Below are 18174 nucleotides of genomic sequence, written 5' to 3' on the forward strand. Positions count from 1 at the left end.
GTTTGGAGTGTGTTTGATGAAGAGTGCTGTTGGTTCTGGCAAGCGGTCGCCGCTACGGGGCGTTGTTATATTCTTTGCTGCCGTGCTTGTGCTGAGCGGGGCCGGATATTCGGTTGGTCTATCTGCGCGCAAGGTGTTTCTGGCGCAGGAAGAAGAGATCATTCCGATCATTGCCGGCGGTGAGCTGGATGACATTCCCGCGCTGATGCGGGGGAATTTGCCAAGCGTGACAAGCAGCATGCTCTCGGATGTGCCACGTCGCAAAAAACCGCCTTGAATGTGTGAAATGCCCGCGGATTATTTTGACACTTTGGAGCGCGGCCTGAACGTGCCGCATGGTTATGATAGGCACAACGCATATGTGCGTAAGTATCGGGCAAGGCGTGGTTTTCTGAATGAACGGGAGCTGCGGGTGGCGCGCGTGGCCTGGCACTATTTTGAGAAATTCACGCAGGAGACCACGGGGCTTGCCAATTCGGTGGGCAACTACCCTTCCACCACGCTTTGGGACACAGCCTCTTACATGGCGGGGTTGGTGTCTGCCTATGAGCTGTGTTTGATCGAGAAGCCGGAGTTTGATCGCCGGATCACACAGCTTCTGACAACGGTGAAAGGGCTCGAGCTGTTTCGCAAAGAACTGCCCAATAAAGTGTATCACACCAAAACCGGCGCGAAGGTGGATTATACGAATAAGCCCGGTGAAATCGGATTTTCCGCTTTGGATATCGGGCGGTTTCTTGTGTGGCTTCGTATTTGTAAGAATCGCTACCCTTATTTGGCAAATACAATTGATTCCGTATTGCTAAAATGGGATTTTCGTAATGCCATTGACTCTGAAGGGTTAATGTTTGGCGCTTATATCGACAAGGAAACCGATGAGACCGTTTATGCCCAAGAAGGGCGCCTTGGTTATGAGGAATATGCGGCCAAGGGATTTGCGCTCTGGGGGTTTCAGCCGCGTCTGGCCCATCGGGCGGAGCCGTTTCTGACAGCCTCGATTTTTGGCATTCAGGTGCCCTATGACGGGCGTGACCCGCGGGTGTTTCATTCCCAAAACTATGTGGTGACGGAATCCTACCTGCAAGACGGGCTGGAGCTGGGGTTTGACATGCCCCATGACGACAGCAGCCCGGAATGGGTGCACACGGATGGCTGGCGGGCGGAGTTTGCAGACCGGATCTATCAGGTGCAGGAAAACCGCTGGCGGCAGACCGGGTTTATGACGGCGCGCTCTGAGCACAATGTCAAAGGCCCGCCGTATTTCACCTATGATACCATCTTCTCGGATGGCTACCCATGGAACACGGTGACGCCGCGCGGCGACTATGTGCCGGATCACTCCGCCGTGGCCGCAAAGGCGGCGCTGGGCCTCTGGGCGTTGTGGGAAACCGAATATACCGATGTGCTCTATGAGGCGATCATCGAGCTCTATGATCCGGAAAACGGCATGTATGAAGGGCTTTATGAGCGTGGGCAGGGGCGTGTGGCGATCTATACGGCCAACAACAACGGCATCATTCTCACCTCCCTGCTGCACAAGGTGCAGGGCACCATTCTGACCCCTTACACCGGCGACACCGAGGTCTGGTACACCGCGTTCCGCGAGCAGGACATCCGGCTGTTGCGGAATTACCCGGACCCTCCACAGAAAGACGACTGGCTCCCGGCGCTGCGTCATTCCGTTCAAGAGAAGGCTGATTACTGATGCGATATTTTGTTCAAACCTTTGCTGCAGCGGCTGGCGCTGCGCTCTTGGCGGCCACATCAGCCGGCGCACAGACGGTTGGCGCGCCTGAGCGTGGAGAGGAGGCTTTCGCCTCGGAAAATGCGATCTTGGATACCTCCATTCCCTTCGCCATTGGCGCGCGGGAGGCGCGGCAGGCTTTGCGCGGCGCTTTTGGCTGGCCCAGCTTTCAGGAAGGCTTGGTGGAAGGGGTCTATTTTCGGTTTGATCCGGATGGCTATGCCCGCTTTGCGCCCACGCCCCGACTGGATGTGGATGTTTTTGAGGTGATTTGCCGCCCGCGCACCTATGCCTGTGCGGCGCGAAAAGAGGGGCTTGAGGCTTTCCTGACGGATCGCGGGCAGCTGCAGGTCAAGCTTGAGAACGCGCTGGCCGGGGACCAGTTCTTTGTTTCAGAAGGGGTGTCTGAAATTCAGGTGCCGGAGCGGATTTTGCAGCCCTTGGATGTCCCGCTTGAGTTGCTTTTGGGATCGGGCGGCGAGCTGATTGTACGCCGCGGGGGATCTGAGGTGTCGCGTGTGTCACTCAAAGGGTTTTCGGCGGTCACCGCCTATCTGCGCTGGATCGCGGCGCGGCAGGATTATTCTGTTTTGCCAAGGGGCTGGCCGGTGCCAAATGCCGACGGGGCAGGGGGCGCGGGATCCATGACACAACCTGCCGCCTGGAACTCGCCCATGCCGCAGCCACAGGTGCTTGCGCCTGAATATGCCAGTGCGCTTGCCGCTGGAATTGCGCCTGCGACCACGGTGAGCCCGGTGACGTTGGCGGCGCCCACCGCCACAGCCCAGCCACAAGCCGGGTCTGCGCCGATGGCCGACACGGTCAGCGGGCAAGAGCTGCGCACAGAACTTGAAACGCTCAAACGGATCATTTTGCAGGCGCAGCTTGGGCGGGCCGCAGAGGTGCCTGATGCGATCCCTGCACCGGCATTTCCGCCGCAGGCTGAGATGCCCGCGCGTGGGGCAGGGGGCATGCAAGCAGAGCCCAGTCTGGCGCAACTGCTTGCGGCGGTTGAGGGGCTGCAGACCCAATTGGATGGGCTGCAACAAGAGCCTTCTCTTCCTGTTACTGCGGGGGCTCCTGGAGCCGGAGTGCAGGGCTCTCTAGTGTTGAGCGCGCAGCCTGAGGTGATGCCGCAAAGCCCCGCCGTTCAGCCACAACCTGACCATCGGGCGGATACAGTGAAGAAGCTGGATTACCTGATTTCCGATCTGGGACTGGACCCACAAGCCGCGCTGCGGGTGCTGCAGATGGCGGCCAAAGACACAGCCCAAGGCGTGGGAGCACATCCGACCACTCCGGTTGCTGCTGAAACACTCAGCACCTCCGCGCCACTTGCGCCGGAGCCTGCTGCCAAACCGGTGCTCTACCAGAATGAGCTGGTGGATCAGATACTTGCTGAGCTTGAAACGGATATGATGGCCGCAACAGGTGGTGGCGAACCTGCGGAGCCAACCGTCAGTCAGGTGACTGTAGAGGACTACATATTGCTTTCGCGCTACTTCAAATCAGCTGTTCTGCCGGATCTCGAAGCCATGGCCGCACAGCAAAACCCTTAGTGGGAGCGCAGTGACGCGGATCGCGACAGGATGGGCTGTGAGGCATTGAGGGCATCGCGCTCAAACCCTGCGGCGGTTTGATAGGCGCGCATAAAACCGGCGCGCTTCTTGGGAGAGATCACCGCGTCAATGTCATCAAATTGCCCACCGCATAGCTGGTCGAAATGTTTGAGGAGGCCAAAGGGGCCGTCTGCGCGGTTGCGCAAAACCAGCTTGGCCACGGGATCACAAAGTTTGTTGTTGTAGTCTGCAAGCGCGGCGGGGGTGACGCCAAGATCGCACAGGCTTTTGCCAAGTTCGCGCGTGTCGATGATGGCTTGCGTCGCCCCGTTTGAACCCGTCGGATACATCGCGTGGGCCGCGTCGCCCAAGAGCGCCACGCGATTTTGGTGCCAATGCGGCAAGGGATTGCGATCTATCATCGGGTTCTCAAAGGCGGTGGGCACGGCAGCGATCAGGGCAGGGACATCCAGCCAATCATATTTCCAGTCTGCAAAATGCTCCAAAAATTGCGCCGGGGACACCGGCGAAAACCAGCTGTCTTTGGGCCAGTCAGCATCGCCATCAAGGGTGATTTCAGCAATCCAATTGATTTCGGCCAGCCCGGTTTGCGCATCCGCTGCAGAGATCGGATAGAGCACAACGCGTTTGTCGTGCGTTCCCAGCCCGATGAAGGATGCTTTTGTACGTAAGGGCTTTGCCAGACTGGTGCCCCGCCACATGAGAACGCCGCCCCACTGAACGCCACCGTCGTCGGGGTGCATTTGCGCGCGGACCTTGGAATGGATGCCGTCAGCACCAATCAAAAGCGCAGCTTTGGTCTCCCCGGTAAGGCCGCTGCGGGTCTTCCAATGCGCCGTAACATCTTCTTCTGATTGGGAATATCCGAGCACTTGGCGATCTGTGATCAAGGCGTCAGGCCCTGCTTTCGCCAGAAAGGCGTCGCGCAGCATCATATGAAAGCGTCCGCGATGCACCGCGTATTGCGGCCAATGATAACCTGCCGCTTCGCCGCGCGGTTCGCTGTAAATGTCTTTGCCGTTCAGACCGACTAAGACCCATTCGGTGATGGGCAGGCCAATGGCGTCAAGATCGTGCCGTGTAAAACTGAGCCCAAGCAACTCGCGCACGGCGTTGGGTTGCAGATTGATGCCAACGCCGTGCGGACGGATGGTCTCCACTGCTTCGAGAACAACCACCGGCTGGCCGATCTGGTGCAGGGTCAAGGCGGTGGCCAGCCCGCCGATGCCGCCGCCGGCGATGACAATTGGTAGATCAGAGGCTGTTGGCATGGCACTTCCCGATTGTTTGCGCCACAGTAGCAGCGGGGCGGTGTCTGACAAATCCCAAAGACCTTGCCTTGTGGGGGGCGCATTCGGTATCCCCATGAAAAGACGGTGAATTGTCAATGGAACTCCATGCGGCGTAACGCTCTGCTTTCTGGTGTCAAACACGCTGCCTGCGCGGCGATGCTGGCGCTTGCGCCTGCCGGGGCGCAGGCCGCAGAGGTCTCTATTTTTGCGGCCGCCAGTTTGGCGGAGGTCTTGAAAGACTTGGGCGATGCCTTTGAAGCTGTGAGCGGACATGAGGTGGTTTTGACGCTGGCAGGGTCTTCGGCGCTGGCGCGGCAGATTGAGTATGGGGCGCCTGCAGATGTGTTTGTCTCCGCCAATGCGGCTTGGGTGACGCATTTGGAGGACCGCTCTGTGTTGGCGCAGGGGCAGACAAAATCCTTATTTGGCAATGACTTGGCTTTGGTTGTTGCTGCGGATGATAGGGCCGCGCCTGTTGAGATATCTGACGTCGACTTTGACGCTTTGCTGGCGGACGGGCGGTTGGCGATGGCCTTGGTGGAGGCTGTGCCTGCCGGGATATATGGACGCCAAGCGATTGAAAGCATGGGGCTTTGGCAGGATGTAGCTCCGAAGGTGGCGCAGGTGGATAATGTGCGCTCGGCCCTTGCGTTGGTGGCACTGGGCGAGGCGCGGGCCGGGGTTGTCTATGTGACAGACGCTTTGGCGGAAGAGCGGGTCCGCGTTTTGTCGGTCTTTCCGTCGGAATTACACGATCCGATTGTGTATCCTGCGGCTGTCGTGGCCGGGCAGGATCGTCCTGAAGTGATTGAATTTATGAAGTTTTGGCAAGGCGAAGCCGCAAAGGCCGCCTTTGTCGAGCGGGGCTTTCGGGTGCTGGAGGGCGGTGAGTGACGGAGTGGCTGGGGCCAGAGGAGTGGGCTGCGGTGGCGCTGTCGCTGAAAGTGGCGTTTTGGGCCACGTTGGGGGCGCTGATTCCCGGTGTTTTTGTGGCCTATGCGCTGGCGCGCTGGCAGTTTTACGGAAAACAATTGCTCAATGTTTTTGTACACTTACCGCTTGTCCTCCCGCCTGTTGCGACGGGGTATCTGTTGCTTGTGACCTTTGGCACCCAAGGGGCCTTGGGCGCAGCACTGAAAGAGGTCGGGATCGTCTTTGCCTTCCGTTGGACCGGCGCGGCGCTGGCCGCGGCAGTTATGGCGTTTCCGTTACTGGTGCGTTCGATCCGGCTGTCGATTGAGGCGGTGGATCCGAAATTGGAGCAGGCCGCCGCCACTTTGGGCGCAAGCCGCTTTTGGGTGTTCACAACCGTGACCTTGCCGCTGATTTTGCCGGGCATATTGGCCGGGATGGTGCTTGCCTTTGCCAAGGCCATGGGCGAGTTCGGCGCAACCATCACCTTTGTCTCCAATATCCCCGGACAAACCCGCACCGTGCCCTCGGCAATCTATGCGTTCCTGCAGGTGCCGGGCGGGGAAACGGCGGCGATCCGGCTCGTCATTGTGGCCATTGTGGTGGCCATGGGCGCTTTGATCCTGTCGGAAGTTCTGGCGCGACGGATTGCGCGGAAAGTGGGGCAGGCATGAGCCTGTCCGTGGAGATAAAACAGCGCTTTCAAGGGTTTGACCTTGATGTGCAGTTTGATGCCCCACCGGGTTTGACGGTGCTGTTTGGCAGCTCAGGCTCGGGCAAAACATCGGTGATCAATGCGGTGGCGGGGCTGAGCCGCCCAAGCCATGCGCGCATCACGGCTGCGGGGCGCAGGCTGGTGGACAGCGACGCAGGCCTGTGGACGCCACCGCACAAACGCGCCGTGGGATATGTCTTCCAAGAGGGGCGTTTGTTCCCGCATCTGAATGTCCACAGCAATCTGCTGTACGGGGCGGGCTATGCCAAAGAGCGGGCCGAGGTGGCGGGTTTTGATCAGGTGGTGGAGATCCTTGGGATCGGGTCGCTTTTGGAGCGGCGTCCTGCGGCGCTTTCTGGGGGGGAAAAACAGCGGGTGGCGATTGGCCGGGCGCTGTTGGCGCGCCCTGAAATGATCCTCGCAGATGAGCCGCTGGCCGCTTTGGATGAGCCACGCAAAGCGGAGATCCTGCCGTATTTTGAAAGGCTGCGCGACGAATTTTCGCTGCCAATACTGTATGTTAGCCACTCAATTGCGGAGGTTGCGCGGCTGGCGACAACGGTGGTTGCGATGGAGCAGGGGCGTGTTGTGCGGGTTGGACCTGCGGCGGAGGTGCTGTCTGATCCAAGCTTTACGCCGTTGGGCGTGCGGGCCGTGGGGGCGGTGCTGGAAGCGGAGGTTGCGACCCATCATGCGGACGGGTTGACGGAACTCAGCGCCAATGGGGTGCCATTGCTGTTGCCCAAAGTGGCACATCCGTTGGGCCATTCAGTGCGCGTGCGGGTTGCCGCGCATGATGTGATCCTGTCGCGAGAGGAACCTAAGGGATTGTCCGCGCTCAATATTATCGCGGGCACTGTGCAGTCTGTGCGGGCCGGAGGCGGGCCAGGGGCCATTGTCTCGGTGGACACAAAGGCCGGGCGTGTGCTGGCGCGCATCACCCGCCGCTCTGCTCAGGCGCTGGCGTTGCGCGAAGGTGTTGCGTGCTATGCGGTGATCAAGTCGGTCTCGGTCGCGCCACAGGACATTGGCACGCGGTAACGCGGTTTTTTCGGGTTTTGAGTCGCTTTGTTAACGCGGACTCCCCGACCAAAAAGCGCCTTCGGTATCGCGTCGGTATCCCTACGGTATCGCGTCGGTGTTAAAAGGTGTCACACAGCCAGAGCGAGTAGTTAACGCGGCGCACGGCAACCGCGCCCTAAAGCACACCGATTTCGGCCAAAGCGCGGTTTAAGTCGTCAGGCAGCACGTCGTCGTTTTCCCGGCCTTCCGGCAGATCGGCTGGGGCATCTTCGGGCTTCAGATAGCGCCAGCCCTGAAACGGGCGTTTGAGTGCGGCCTGCGTGAGGTGGACCTGCGGGTCCAGCACAATGGCGCAGCGGCGGATGCCATCTGATCCAATCACTTCGTCCAGCCGTATGATCTTCTGACGGCACTGGATCGACCCTTTGATCACCCAATAGATTGATCCGCCGTTGAGGATTTCAGCCTCGCGTTTAGGCCACATGCGGGTGACGTGACGGGGCAGCCCATCGGGAAAACGATGCGCATTTGCCTCTTGCCAAGCGGCCAGAGTTTCGGGAGTTTCCGACCCGACGGACAGTTTTACAAGATGGACTGATTTATCCACAGCTTTCCCACAGGGTTATGCACTGAACCTACATTATATAGTGGGTTCATTAACCTTCAACCCCAAAATCATGTGGCTTTTCTTTGCGCGGGACTCTATTTGCCCGTTGCCACCATACACGGGTTTGTTATAGGTTAAGAAACCCTGAACATCATAGCAGAACAGTTGAGGACGCCACGATGAGCCGTTTCGCCGCCCCTATTGCCGAGCAAATCTGGGATATGAAGTATCGTTTCAAAGGGGCGGATGGCACGCCGATTGATTTGTCGGTGGAGGACAGCTGGCGGCGGATTGCACGTGATCTTGCGCGCGTGGAAAAAGACCCGGCCAAGTGGGAACACAAATTTTACGCTGCGCTGGAAGACTTTAAGTATCTGCCAGCGGGCCGCATCACCGCAGGTGCAGGCACCGCGCGTCAGGTGACACTGTTCAACTGCTTTGTGATGGGAACGGTTCCTGACAGCATGTCCGGCATCTTTGACATGCTCAAAGAGGCGGCGCTGACCATGCAGCAGGGCGGCGGCATCGGCTATGATTTCTCCACCATCCGTCCGCGCGGCGCGGATGTGAAAGGTGTGGCGGCGGATGCTTCTGGCCCGCTGTCGTTCATGGATGTTTGGGATGCGATGTGCCGCACCATCATGAGCGCGGGCAGCCGCCGTGGCGCGATGATGGCGACCATGCGCTGCGACCACCCCGATATTGAGCATTTCATCACCGCGAAGTCCGATCCGGCGCGCCTGCGGATGTTCAACATGTCCGTGCTGGTGACGGATGCGTTCATGGAAGCGGTGAAGGCGGATGGCCCCTGGGAGCTGGTCTTCAAAGACCGCGTGTATCACACGGTTCAGGCGCGTGATCTGTGGAACAAGATCATGCAGAGCACCTATGATTATGCCGAGCCGGGCGTGATCTTCATTGACCGCATCAACCAGCGCAACAACCTGAGCTACGTCGAAGAAATCGCGGCGACCAACCCGTGCGGGGAGCAGCCGCTGCCGCCTTATGGCGCGTGCCTGCTGGGGTCGATCAACCTCGCGCGTCTGGTGACCGATCCGTTTGAGAAGGCGGCCGAGCTGAATGAGGCGGCGCTGACCGAGCTGGTGGCGACCGCTGTGCGGATGATGGACAATGTGGTGGATGCCTCCAAGTTCCCGCTGGAGCAGCAGGCGCAGGAAGCCCAAGCCAAGCGCCGCATTGGCCTTGGTGTGACCGGTCTGGCGGATGCACTTTTGATGTTGGGCCTGAAATACGGCACCGAAGAAGCCGCAGCTCAGACCGAAGCCTGGATGAAAGCGATTGCGCGGGCGTCCTATCTGGCCTCTGTGGCGCTGGCAAAAGAGAAGGGGGCCTTCCCGCTCTTTGACAAAGAGAAATACCTCGCCGGCGGTATGGTGCAGGATCTGGATGAAGATGTGAAAGCGGCGATTGCAGAGCATGGCATCCGCAACGCACTGCTGACCTCGATTGCGCCAACCGGCACGATCAGCCTTTATGCGGGCAACGTCAGCTCTGGCATCGAGCCGGTGTTTGCCTATGCCTACACACGTAAAGTGCTGCAGAAAGACGGCTCCCGCACAGAGGAAGAAGTCGTTGATTATGCTGTGCAATTGTGGCGCGATAAGTTTGGCGACAAAGAGCTGCCAGACTACTTCGTGAACGCGCAAACTCTGGAGCCAGCGGCGCATGTGCGCATGCAGGCGGCGGCGCAGAAATGGATCGACAGCTCGATCTCCAAGACGATCAACTGCCCCGAAGACATCAGCTTTGATGCGTTCAAAGACGTCTACATGCAGGCGTGGGACACCGGCTGCAAGGGCTGCACCACGTATCGTCCGAACGACGTGACCGGCTCGGTTCTGACCGTATCGGAAAGCGATGAGAAAGCGCCGGGCGAACAGCCAGCCGATCACGTGGCCGACAGCGGTGAAGTGATCTACATGAGCGAGCCGCTGGAGCGCCCGCAGAGCCTTGAAGGCGCGACCTATAAGCTCAAGTGGCCTGACAGCGAGCACGCGATTTACCTGACCGTGAATGATGTGATCATCAACGGCCACCGCCGCCCGTTTGAGGTGTTCATCAACTCCAAGAATATGGAGCACTACGCCTGGACCCTGGCGCTGACCCGGATGATTTCGGCGGTATTCCGTCGCGGCGGCGACGTGTCCTTTGTGGTGGAAGAGCTCAAAGCGGTGTTTGACCCGCGCGGCGGTGCCTGGATGGAAGGCAAATACATCCCGTCCATTCTCGCAGCCATCGGCGGCGTGCTGGAACGCCACATGATCGCGATCGGCTTCATCGAAGGTGAAGGCATGGGGCTGAAATCCGACCCGAAGGCCGAGGTTGTGGCGGTGGGCGAAACCCCACGCGGCAAAGCCTGCCCAAGCTGCGGAGACTTCTCGCTGCAGATGGTGGAAGGCTGCATGACCTGCACCAGCTGCGGGTACAGCAAGTGCGGGTAAGGGTGCTGGGGTAGAGGTTTCACCGCCCCCGTGAACCTAAAGTTTAAGGCGGCGCGTATTGCGCCGCCTTTCTTTTTGCCTGTTCGATTTTCCCGTTCTGAGTCAGAAGCATGTCAGTTAGACAAAATCAAAATTGTAGATCTCAAAGCTGTCGATCTCCCCATCCAGATAGGATCTGAGAAGTGTGGCGCTGTCATTGGCGCTGCGGACCTGGCTGGCACCCAGAGTGAAGGGTTCGGTGTTGTTCATCAGACCCACCGGATCGTCATTGAGGATCGGCTCCTCGTTGAAGCCGAGGAACACAAAGTCATCGCCGTGTCTCTCAAAAAGGGTCATGCCGTTCACGTCGCTGACCTGATAGACCAGCGTGAAGGCCTCACCAGCGGTCACGGTTCCGGCAGCTGTTTCAATGAGATAGCTCTCTGTGGCGCTTTGATGCCGGATCAGGATCGAACCGTCGCCATCCACCAGCGCTGTCAGGTGGTCACCGTTGTCAAACCCGCGAGAATCGCGCGAGAAGAGCGCCTGCCAGGAGGCGCCGTTCACATTGGTTCCGCTGTCCGTTCCATCCAGCGCGTCAATCGTAAAGGTGATCTGGATCTGGGCGGTTTTGACCAGATAGGGCGCGATATTGGCAATTTCGACGTAGTCGTTGACGCCGTCCAGTTGCACCGCTCCCATTTCAACCTGCGCCCCGCGCTGCAGCAGTGCTGTATTGGCATTGGCAGATCCGTCAAACCCCTGCAGGTTTTCATTGTTAAACAGCCATTGGCCGAGCAGGGACGCCGGGGGTGGGGCCTGGGTCACATCGATTGTCACAGTGGCAGTGTCGCTGCCGCCATTGCCGTCTGAGACGCGGTAAACAAAGCTGTCCTGACCAAAGAAGTTGTCATCAGGCACATAGGTGAACCGCCCGTCGGACTGCAGGACAAGAACGCCGTTGCTGACATCGGTTTCAAGGCCGACCGACAGCGGGTCATCCTCCGCGTCACTGTCAGCACCCGCGCCATTGTCCACAAGCACGTTGCCCTGCACGGATTGATCCTCCTCCGTTTCAAAGCTGTCGTCCGCAGCCACAGGTGCGGTGTTGAGCGCGGCGAGACCGTCAAAAATTTCAAACCGGTCAATGGCGCCTTCAAAGAAGTTCAGTAACGGATCAGCAGTGTCATCGCCACTGATCACTTGGCTAGCGCCCAGGGTCCAGGGCTCTTCATTGCCGATCAGGCCCACCGGATCGCCCCTTGTCACTGGGTCGGTGTTGGTCGCAACCAAGCTTGGGGTCGCGCCGTCGACGCCGACCAGAAGCTGCAAGCCTTCGGTGGGATCAAAGATATAGGCGATGGAAGCGGCGACGCCCGCAGTGATCGTGCCTGCTTCGGTTTGCAGATAATAGCTTTGTGACCCGCTTTGATGGCGGACAAGTAGAGAGCCATCACCGTCCACCAGCGCGGTGATGTGCCCGCCTCCGTCAAATCCGCTGGAGTCGCGAGAAAAGAGCGTCTGATAGCTGGTGTCTTTGATGCGGCGGCCGCTGTCTTCCCCGTCCAATGCGCTGACGGTGAAGTCCATTTCTATTCGGCCGGAAGTGAGGGTTTCATAAGGCAGAATACTCTCGATTTCCACGTAGTCACCAACACCATCCAACAAAGCCGCGCCAGCAGGGGCGGACACGTCATCGCGCAATTGCGCCGTGTTGTTGTTGACGGTGCTGTCCAGGCCCTCGTTGCTTGGGTCATCAAACAGCCACCGCCCGATTGATCCCCCGCCAGAAGAGGGCGGCTGCACAGTGACCGTGACGGTTGCTGTGTCTGTGCCGCCGTTGCCGTCGTTTATGGTGTAGGTGAAGCTGTCTGATCCGCTGAAGCCGTCATTGGGGGTGTAGCGGATGGTGCCGTCGCTGTTGATCTCGGTGGTGCCGTTGGCTGCGTCGCCCACCTCGGAGATGGTCAGCGTGTCGCCCTCCACATCGCTGTCGTTGTCGCGCACGGCGATGTCGATGGCGGCGGCTGCGCCGGTGCTGGCGCTGTCATCTGCGGCCACAGGCGCATCATTCACGCCGGTCACGGAGATGGTGACGGTGGCGGTGTCTGTGCCGCCATTGCCGTCTGAGACAGTGTAGGTGAAGCTGTCGGTGGTGCTGTCGCCCACGCCAAGGCTTTCAAAGGCGCCGTTTGGATCATAGTCAAAGGTGCCGTCGCCGTTGTTGGTGACCGCGCCCAGAGTGCCTGTGGTGTCAAGCCCGCTCACGGTGAGCGTATCACCATCCACATCGGCGTCATTGCCGAGAACAGAGGCGGTGACAAAGCCCGTGTCCTCATTGGTCTCAAACCCGGCCCCGCTGTCATCCATGGCAACCGGCTGATCGTTGGCGCCGGTGATGGTGAGGGTTGCGGTGTTGGTGGTGCTGTCGCTGCCGTCGGAGACGTCATAGGCGACGGTGACCTCAAAGCTCTCATCCTGTGCGAGGTCTTCGAACTGGCCGTCATCCAGGGTGAGCTTGCCGCTGTCCGGATCGAGGCTGGTGCCGAGCACGCGGCCGTCTTCGGTGGTGATCAAGACATTCTCCACCATCAGCGGATCGCCATTGGGATCGGAAACAAAGGCCGGATCGAGCAGATCGACCATGCGGCCGGTCTCATCTTCGCCAAAGCCAGCGGTGATCGCGGCGACCTGTGGCGGCTGCTGGGGATCGGGGGCGACAGTGACCGTGACGGTTGCTGTGTCTGTGCCGCCGTTGCCGTCGTCTATGGTGTAGGTGAAGCTGTCTGATCCGCTGAAGCCGTCATTGGGGGTGTAGCGGATGGTGCCGTCGCTGTTGATCTCGGTGGTGCCGTTGGCTGCGTCGCCCACCTCGGAGATGGTCAGCGTGTCGCCCTCCACATCGCTGTCGTTGTCGCGCACGGCGATGTCGATGGCGGCGGCTGCGCCGGTGCTGGCGCTGTCATCTGCGGCCACAGGCGCATCATTCACGCCGGTCACGGAGATGGTGACGGTGGCGGTGTCTGTGCCGCCATTGCCGTCTGAGACAGTGTAGGTGAAGCTGTCGGTGGTGCTGTCGCCCACGCCAAGGCTTTCAAAGGCGCCGTTTGGATCATAGTCAAAGGTGCCGTCGCCGTTGTTGGTGACCGCGCCCAGAGTGCCTGTGGTGTCAAGCCCGCTCACGGTGAGCGTATCACCATCCACATCGGCGTCATTGCCGAGAACAGAGGCGGTGACAAAGCCCGTGTCCTCATTGGTCTCAAACCCGGCCCCGCTGTCATCATTTGCGGTCGGCGCCATATTCGCATCTCCAAAGACAATGTCGTCCAAGATGATGCCATCCCCGTCGCCGCCCGCATTCAGAACCACGATCCGCGCTATCGGGACGTCAGAGGAGAGGCCGCAGAAAATGCGATTGTTGGCGCCAGAGCCGATGATCCCATCAGACGCCTGTGTAACGGTGTCTTCAAACAGCACTATTCCTGATGCGGACAAAAACTGGATGGTGGTCGGTGTGGTCGGGTCGTTGTTGCTTGCGCCCAGATTGCCAATCCAAAGCCCTGCGACTTCGGCAGGTTCGTCAAACACGATTTCGAAATTGTCATCACCGTTGTCAAAGCCGATGGCGCTGGAGGAGGTCTGGAAGATTGAGGCGGAAATGCCGTTGGGCGCTGAGTTGACGTTTATGCTTCCGGTCACCAGTCCGAGAGATGTCGGGTCGATCACGTTGATGTCGCGCGCAACAATGGTCACCCCATCAAACTCGGTTCCGCTCAGGGTGTCCTGCGCATTAAACTCATCAAAGGTGAGCGTCGTTGCGTTGCCGATGTTCATTTGGAATTCGGCAAAGTCGCGGAATGCTTGCTGGTCTCCAACCTCGACGGACACAGTGGCGGTGTCGGTGCCGCCGTTGCCGTCTGACACGGTGTAAGTGAAGCTGTCGGTCCCCGTGAAACCGTCATTGGGAGTATAACGAATGGTGCCGTCTGGAGTGAGTTCGGTGGTGCCATTGCTGGCGTTGCCTACCACAGAGACGGTCAGTGCGTCACCATCGATGTCTGCGTCATTGCCCAGCACATCAAGTTCGATCGCTGCGCCTGTGCCGGTTTGGGCGGTGTCGTTTGCAGCAAGCGGGTCATCGTTTGCTCCTGTGATGGTGATGGTGGCGGAGTTGCCAACTGAGTCACCGCCATCGGTCACATCGTAAGACACCGAAATGTCAAACGTTTCTCCCTGCGCGAGATCCTCAAACTGCCCGTCGCCCAGCACCAGCAAGCCGGTTTCCGGATTGACGCTGTTGCCGACGGTGCGCCCATCCTCCGTAGTGATCTGAACATTCTCCACGTCCAGATCGTCGCCATTGGGATCAGAGACAAAAGCCGGGTTGAGTAAATCTACCAGACGCCCTGCCTCGTCCTCACCAAAACTCGCGGTGATCGGTGCGGCGACAGGGGGCTCCGGTGGGGGCGGCCCGTTTTCAATGATTGTCGCCGTCCCGACGGTCCCCGCGTTTCCGCTGGCGAGATCAGCGGTTGGCGTGATGTCCAATGTGAAGGTTTCATCCAGTTCGTCGATCAGATCCGCCACAATCGGCACACTCACAAAGGCGCGGGTTTGGCCTTCGGTGAAGGAAATCACACCTGTTTGGGGGGCGTAGTCCGCATTCGCGGTGGCCGTGTCCGCGTTGGTCTGAAACGGGAAGCTCAGATCTTTGTCGGCCGGGCGTGACAAGGAGATATCAAACACCGCAATGGCGCCGCCCGGAAGGTTTTCGATGACTTCAGGAGAAGACACAAACAGCGCGAGGTTGTTGCCGGTGCCGTCGTCATCAAGGATCCAGCCAGTGGTGCGGATCACCGGGGCGTGACCTGCGAGCGCGGCGCCGCTGGGGTCAAAGAGCTCAAGCACCACGGCTTCGTCGGTCTCATCCACCGCATCCGCATCGATGCGGTAGCTGACGGTTTTGGAGGTCTCGCCGGGGGCAAATGTGAGGGTGTTTTCCAGGGTGCCATAGGCATCGGTCTGCCCGGTGTTGGAGCCGCTGGAGCCAACCCCGCCGGTGCCCGCCAGCAGGCGGAAATCCACGGTGACCTCATTGGCCGAGGGCCCGTCCAGAGAGACAGTCCAGCTCAGGAAGTTGGGATCCACGCCGGAGGTGGCTTCAAAATTGGAGGCCGCGCTGACGTTGATGGTGGGGGCGCTGCCGCCCGCATCATCGTCAAAGATCTCCGCAGACCCGAGGGAGACATTGGCCACCGGAGCGGGCTTGGTGAAATCCAGGGTGAAGAGCTCGGATGGCTCGATCTTGGTGTCGCCAAAGACCGGCACGGTGACCGAGGCGGAGGTCTGCCCGGCGGCAAAGGTGAGGGTGCCGGAGGTGGCGGCGTAATCCTCACCGGCCAGGGCGGAACCGTCGATTGTGGTGTAATCAACGGTGAAGCTTTCCGGCGCCGGGCGCGACAGGGAGATGTCAAAGGAGGCCTGCGTCTGGCCGCTGTCCCCTTCGAGCACCACCGGGCGGGAGACAAACAGCGCGAGGTTGTTGCCGGTGCCGTCGTCATCGAGGATCCAGCCTGTGGTGCGGATCACCGGCGCGTCGCCTGCGAGCGCGGCGCCGCTGGGGTCAAAGAGCTCGAGCACCACGGCTTCATCGGTCTCATCCACCGCATCCGCATCGATGCGGTAGCTGATGGTTTTTGAGGTCTCGCCGGGGGCAAATGTGAGGGTGCCTTCCAGGGACCCGTAGGCATCGGTCTGCCCGGTGCTGGAGCCGCTGGAGCCAACCCCGCCGGTGCCCGCCAGCAGGCGGAAATCCACGGTGACCTCATCAGCAGAGGGCCCGTCCAGAGAGACGGTCCAATTTAGAAAATTAGGATCAACACCAGATGTTTCCTCAAGGTTGGAAACAGCTTCAACCGAAATAAACATTTCGAAATACCCTGAAATACAAATTAACCAAAACTAAGCTGAAGGTTGTGGTGAGGTTGCCGTATCGTCAAGGGGGTGTTTTTTGGTGGGTGGGTAGCTGTTTGATTTTAATGAAATATTAATAAATGACCGAGAGGTGTGACTAATTGATTGGCAATCAAATGTTGAAATTACAGGCGAATTCGTTGAGAGGATTTTGATGAATGGCAATAGTTTCAATAGGTAAAGGTGCTTTCTTTTTGAGAATCACATCGCCTGTTTCCATCAAATTGCTCTCTTTCGGTTTCTTCTCTTTGTTGATTTGGAAATTGCAGAATTAACCAATTCGTAAAAGGAAAATGAGCCGCAGGTTCTCTGCGGCCCTTTGCGTTGACAGTTTGTGTTAACCCGTTTGTAGGTCTCAGGCGGTAGCGGTTTGCTCGTCGGATTGATGCAGGCCGACCACCAGCAGTACGGTCAGGCCGAGGACGGTGTAGTACCAGAACTCAAGGCCGGTGAAGCCGAGCAGCATGGGGGCGGCTACAAAGACCACGCCGACAAGGCCGTCGACGGCGAGGTGCACGCTGTAGGGCAGCACGCGGATGAGGCCGAGGTGGTGGTCGGTCAGCACGGTCAGAACGAAGGCGGCGATGCCGGTCAGGACCGAAAGCCAGAAGGCCAGCGGGGCGGTCTCGCCCAAGCCAAACAGAAACGGCATGGCGATCAGGCCGAAGGCCACAGGGTAGTCGAGATATGCATGGATGTTTTTGGTAATGAAGCGTGGAAACATGGGTATGTCTTTCTCTCTTTTGGGCGCTGATCATCAGCGGCGATAGGGAGAGGTTAGACGCAGGTTTCAGCCTCATGAATGCTCGGAAGTTCGCCTATATGTGCAGATCGTTCAAATATGCGAATGATCTGCTCTTTCGGTCCGGCGGAACTCGGCCGGGGTGACACCGATCTCTTTTTTGAAGGCGCGGGTGAAGGCGGAGTCCGAGGCATAGCCTGCGCTTTCGGCTGCATCCGTCAGTGAGGCGTCGCCCTGTTTGAGCACGTTTTTGGCAATTTCCATGCGCCAGCCGGTGACATATTCCATGGGCGGCATCTGCATCTGCTCGCGAAATTGCACGGCAAAGCCAGTACGGGACATGCCTGCGGCGTGGGCGAGTGTCTCCACCGTCCAGCTGTCAGCGGGGGCCTTGTGGAAAGCATCCAGCGCCTTGCTCAGGTGTTTGTCGGAAAAGCCCCCCAGCGCGGAGTCCTGCGCGGCATCGCTTTCAAGATAGCTGCGCACAGCCTGCGCCAGAATGGCCTCCGACATTTTGAGGGCAATCAGATCGCCGCCCATTTTGTGCCCGCCCGCTTCCTCGCCGATCACCCGCAGGGTTGCCTCCATGAACCGCCCGGCGGTTTCGCCATAGTTGGTGAGGTGAATGTAGGGGGGCAGCCGTTCCATCAGGATGTGGCGGGATTTGGGATCAAAGGCGAAGTGGCCACAGATCAGTTGGGTCTCGCTTTGTGGCTCCTCGCCGCCATAGACCAGAACGCCTGATCCATCAAAGCCGGAGCGCTCCAGCACCGTATCGAGCGGCATGACCGTGTGCTCGGGATCGTGCCCGCAATAGAGATCATGTGACGCGCCATGGGGGATGATGACCAGATCCCCCTGATTGAGGGCGATGGGCGCATCGACACCGTTGACCCGCACGAGGCAGGCGCCGCGATGGGCAAAGTGAAACCGGGCCACGTTTTCATAGCTCGGCACGGCCACGCCCCAGGGCTTGGTGAAGGAGGTGCGGAAGTAGAGCGTGCCGCGCATGGAGAGTTTGTTGAGGATGTCACTGAGCAGATCAAGCATGTGTCCACCATAGAGGGGCCAGCGCTTCTGTACAGACAACTGAACGATCTGCATGAAACTTAGGACGTTCAAGCATATATCGCGCGGTTTGCTTC

At 59.2% G+C, this 18174-nt stretch carries 12 protein-coding genes; 7 read left to right on the forward strand and 5 right to left on the reverse strand.

The window, feature by feature from the left end:
- Positions 1-16 precede the first annotated feature (16 nt).
- Genes J7412_RS06555 through J7412_RS06565 form a run of 3 tightly spaced genes read left to right on the forward strand, consistent with a single transcriptional unit; the run spans position 17 to position 3303 of the window.
- Positions 17-277: a hypothetical protein gene (locus tag J7412_RS06555; RefSeq protein ID WP_209077935.1), complete on the forward strand. Its 261-nt coding sequence runs from the start codon at positions 17-19 to the stop codon at positions 275-277.
- Positions 278-1705 (forward strand): DUF3131 domain-containing protein, encoded by a 1428-nt coding sequence (locus J7412_RS06560; RefSeq protein ID WP_209077936.1) that lies wholly within the window; start codon positions 278-280, stop codon positions 1703-1705. It begins immediately after the preceding gene.
- Complete coding sequence (locus tag J7412_RS06565) at positions 1705-3303, forward strand: hypothetical protein (RefSeq protein ID WP_209077937.1); 1599 nt, start codon at positions 1705-1707, stop codon at positions 3301-3303. The genes J7412_RS06560 and J7412_RS06565 overlap by 1 nt, the downstream gene beginning before the upstream one ends.
- Here the strand turns inward: J7412_RS06565 and J7412_RS06570 are convergent.
- The gene (locus J7412_RS06570) at positions 3300-4595 is read right to left on the reverse strand and encodes a flavin-dependent oxidoreductase (protein ID WP_209077938.1); all 1296 of its coding nucleotides are present in this window, start codon (positions 4593-4595) and stop codon (positions 3300-3302) included. The two genes, J7412_RS06565 and J7412_RS06570, sit on opposite strands and share 4 nt — an antisense overlap.
- Positions 4596-4721: 126 nt before the next feature.
- On the opposite strand from J7412_RS06570, the gene modA reads away from it, so the two are divergent.
- The 3 genes from modA to modC are packed head-to-tail and all read left to right on the forward strand — an operon-like array spanning position 4722 to position 7284.
- Positions 4722-5510: a molybdate ABC transporter substrate-binding protein gene (gene modA, locus J7412_RS06575; protein WP_209077939.1), complete on the forward strand. Its 789-nt coding sequence runs from the start codon at positions 4722-4724 to the stop codon at positions 5508-5510.
- Positions 5507-6202 carry a molybdate ABC transporter permease subunit gene (modB, locus tag J7412_RS06580; protein WP_209077940.1) on the forward strand — a complete coding sequence of 232 codons (696 nt, stop codon included), beginning with the start codon at positions 5507-5509 and terminating at the stop codon, positions 6200-6202. The genes modA and modB overlap by 4 nt, the downstream gene beginning before the upstream one ends.
- The gene (gene modC / locus J7412_RS06585; RefSeq protein WP_209077941.1) at positions 6199-7284 is read left to right on the forward strand and encodes a molybdenum ABC transporter ATP-binding protein; all 1086 of its coding nucleotides are present in this window, start codon (positions 6199-6201) and stop codon (positions 7282-7284) included. Before modB ends, modC begins: the two co-directional genes overlap by 4 nt.
- Before the next feature lie 157 nt (positions 7285-7441).
- On the opposite strand, the gene J7412_RS06590 is transcribed toward modC, so the two are convergent.
- Positions 7442-7873 (reverse strand): DUF1489 domain-containing protein, encoded by a 432-nt coding sequence (locus J7412_RS06590; RefSeq protein WP_209077942.1) that lies wholly within the window; start codon positions 7871-7873, stop codon positions 7442-7444.
- A gap of 179 nt (positions 7874-8052) precedes the next feature.
- Here J7412_RS06590 and J7412_RS06595 point away from each other — a divergent pair, with 179 nt between their 5' ends.
- Complete coding sequence (locus tag J7412_RS06595) at positions 8053-10335, forward strand: adenosylcobalamin-dependent ribonucleoside-diphosphate reductase (RefSeq protein WP_209077943.1); 2283 nt, start codon at positions 8053-8055, stop codon at positions 10333-10335.
- A 117-nt stretch (positions 10336-10452) separates the two neighbouring features.
- On the opposite strand, the gene J7412_RS06600 is transcribed toward J7412_RS06595, so the two are convergent.
- From J7412_RS06600 to J7412_RS06610, 3 genes are all read right to left on the reverse strand, one after another.
- Positions 10453-16242 (reverse strand): Ig-like domain-containing protein, encoded by a 5790-nt coding sequence (locus J7412_RS06600; protein WP_209077944.1) that lies wholly within the window; start codon positions 16240-16242, stop codon positions 10453-10455.
- A gap of 400 nt (positions 16243-16642) precedes the next feature.
- Positions 16643-17011 (reverse strand): hypothetical protein, encoded by a 369-nt coding sequence (locus J7412_RS06605; protein WP_209061042.1) that lies wholly within the window; start codon positions 17009-17011, stop codon positions 16643-16645.
- A gap of 111 nt (positions 17012-17122) precedes the next feature.
- Entirely contained in the window at positions 17123-18079 is a 957-nt protein-coding gene (locus tag J7412_RS06610; RefSeq protein WP_209077945.1) for an AraC family transcriptional regulator, read from the reverse strand.
- Positions 18080-18174 lie beyond the last annotated feature (95 nt).

The organism is Shimia sp. R9_3 (genome assembly GCF_017743755.1).
Taxonomy (GTDB): Bacteria; Pseudomonadota; Alphaproteobacteria; order Rhodobacterales; family Rhodobacteraceae; genus Shimia.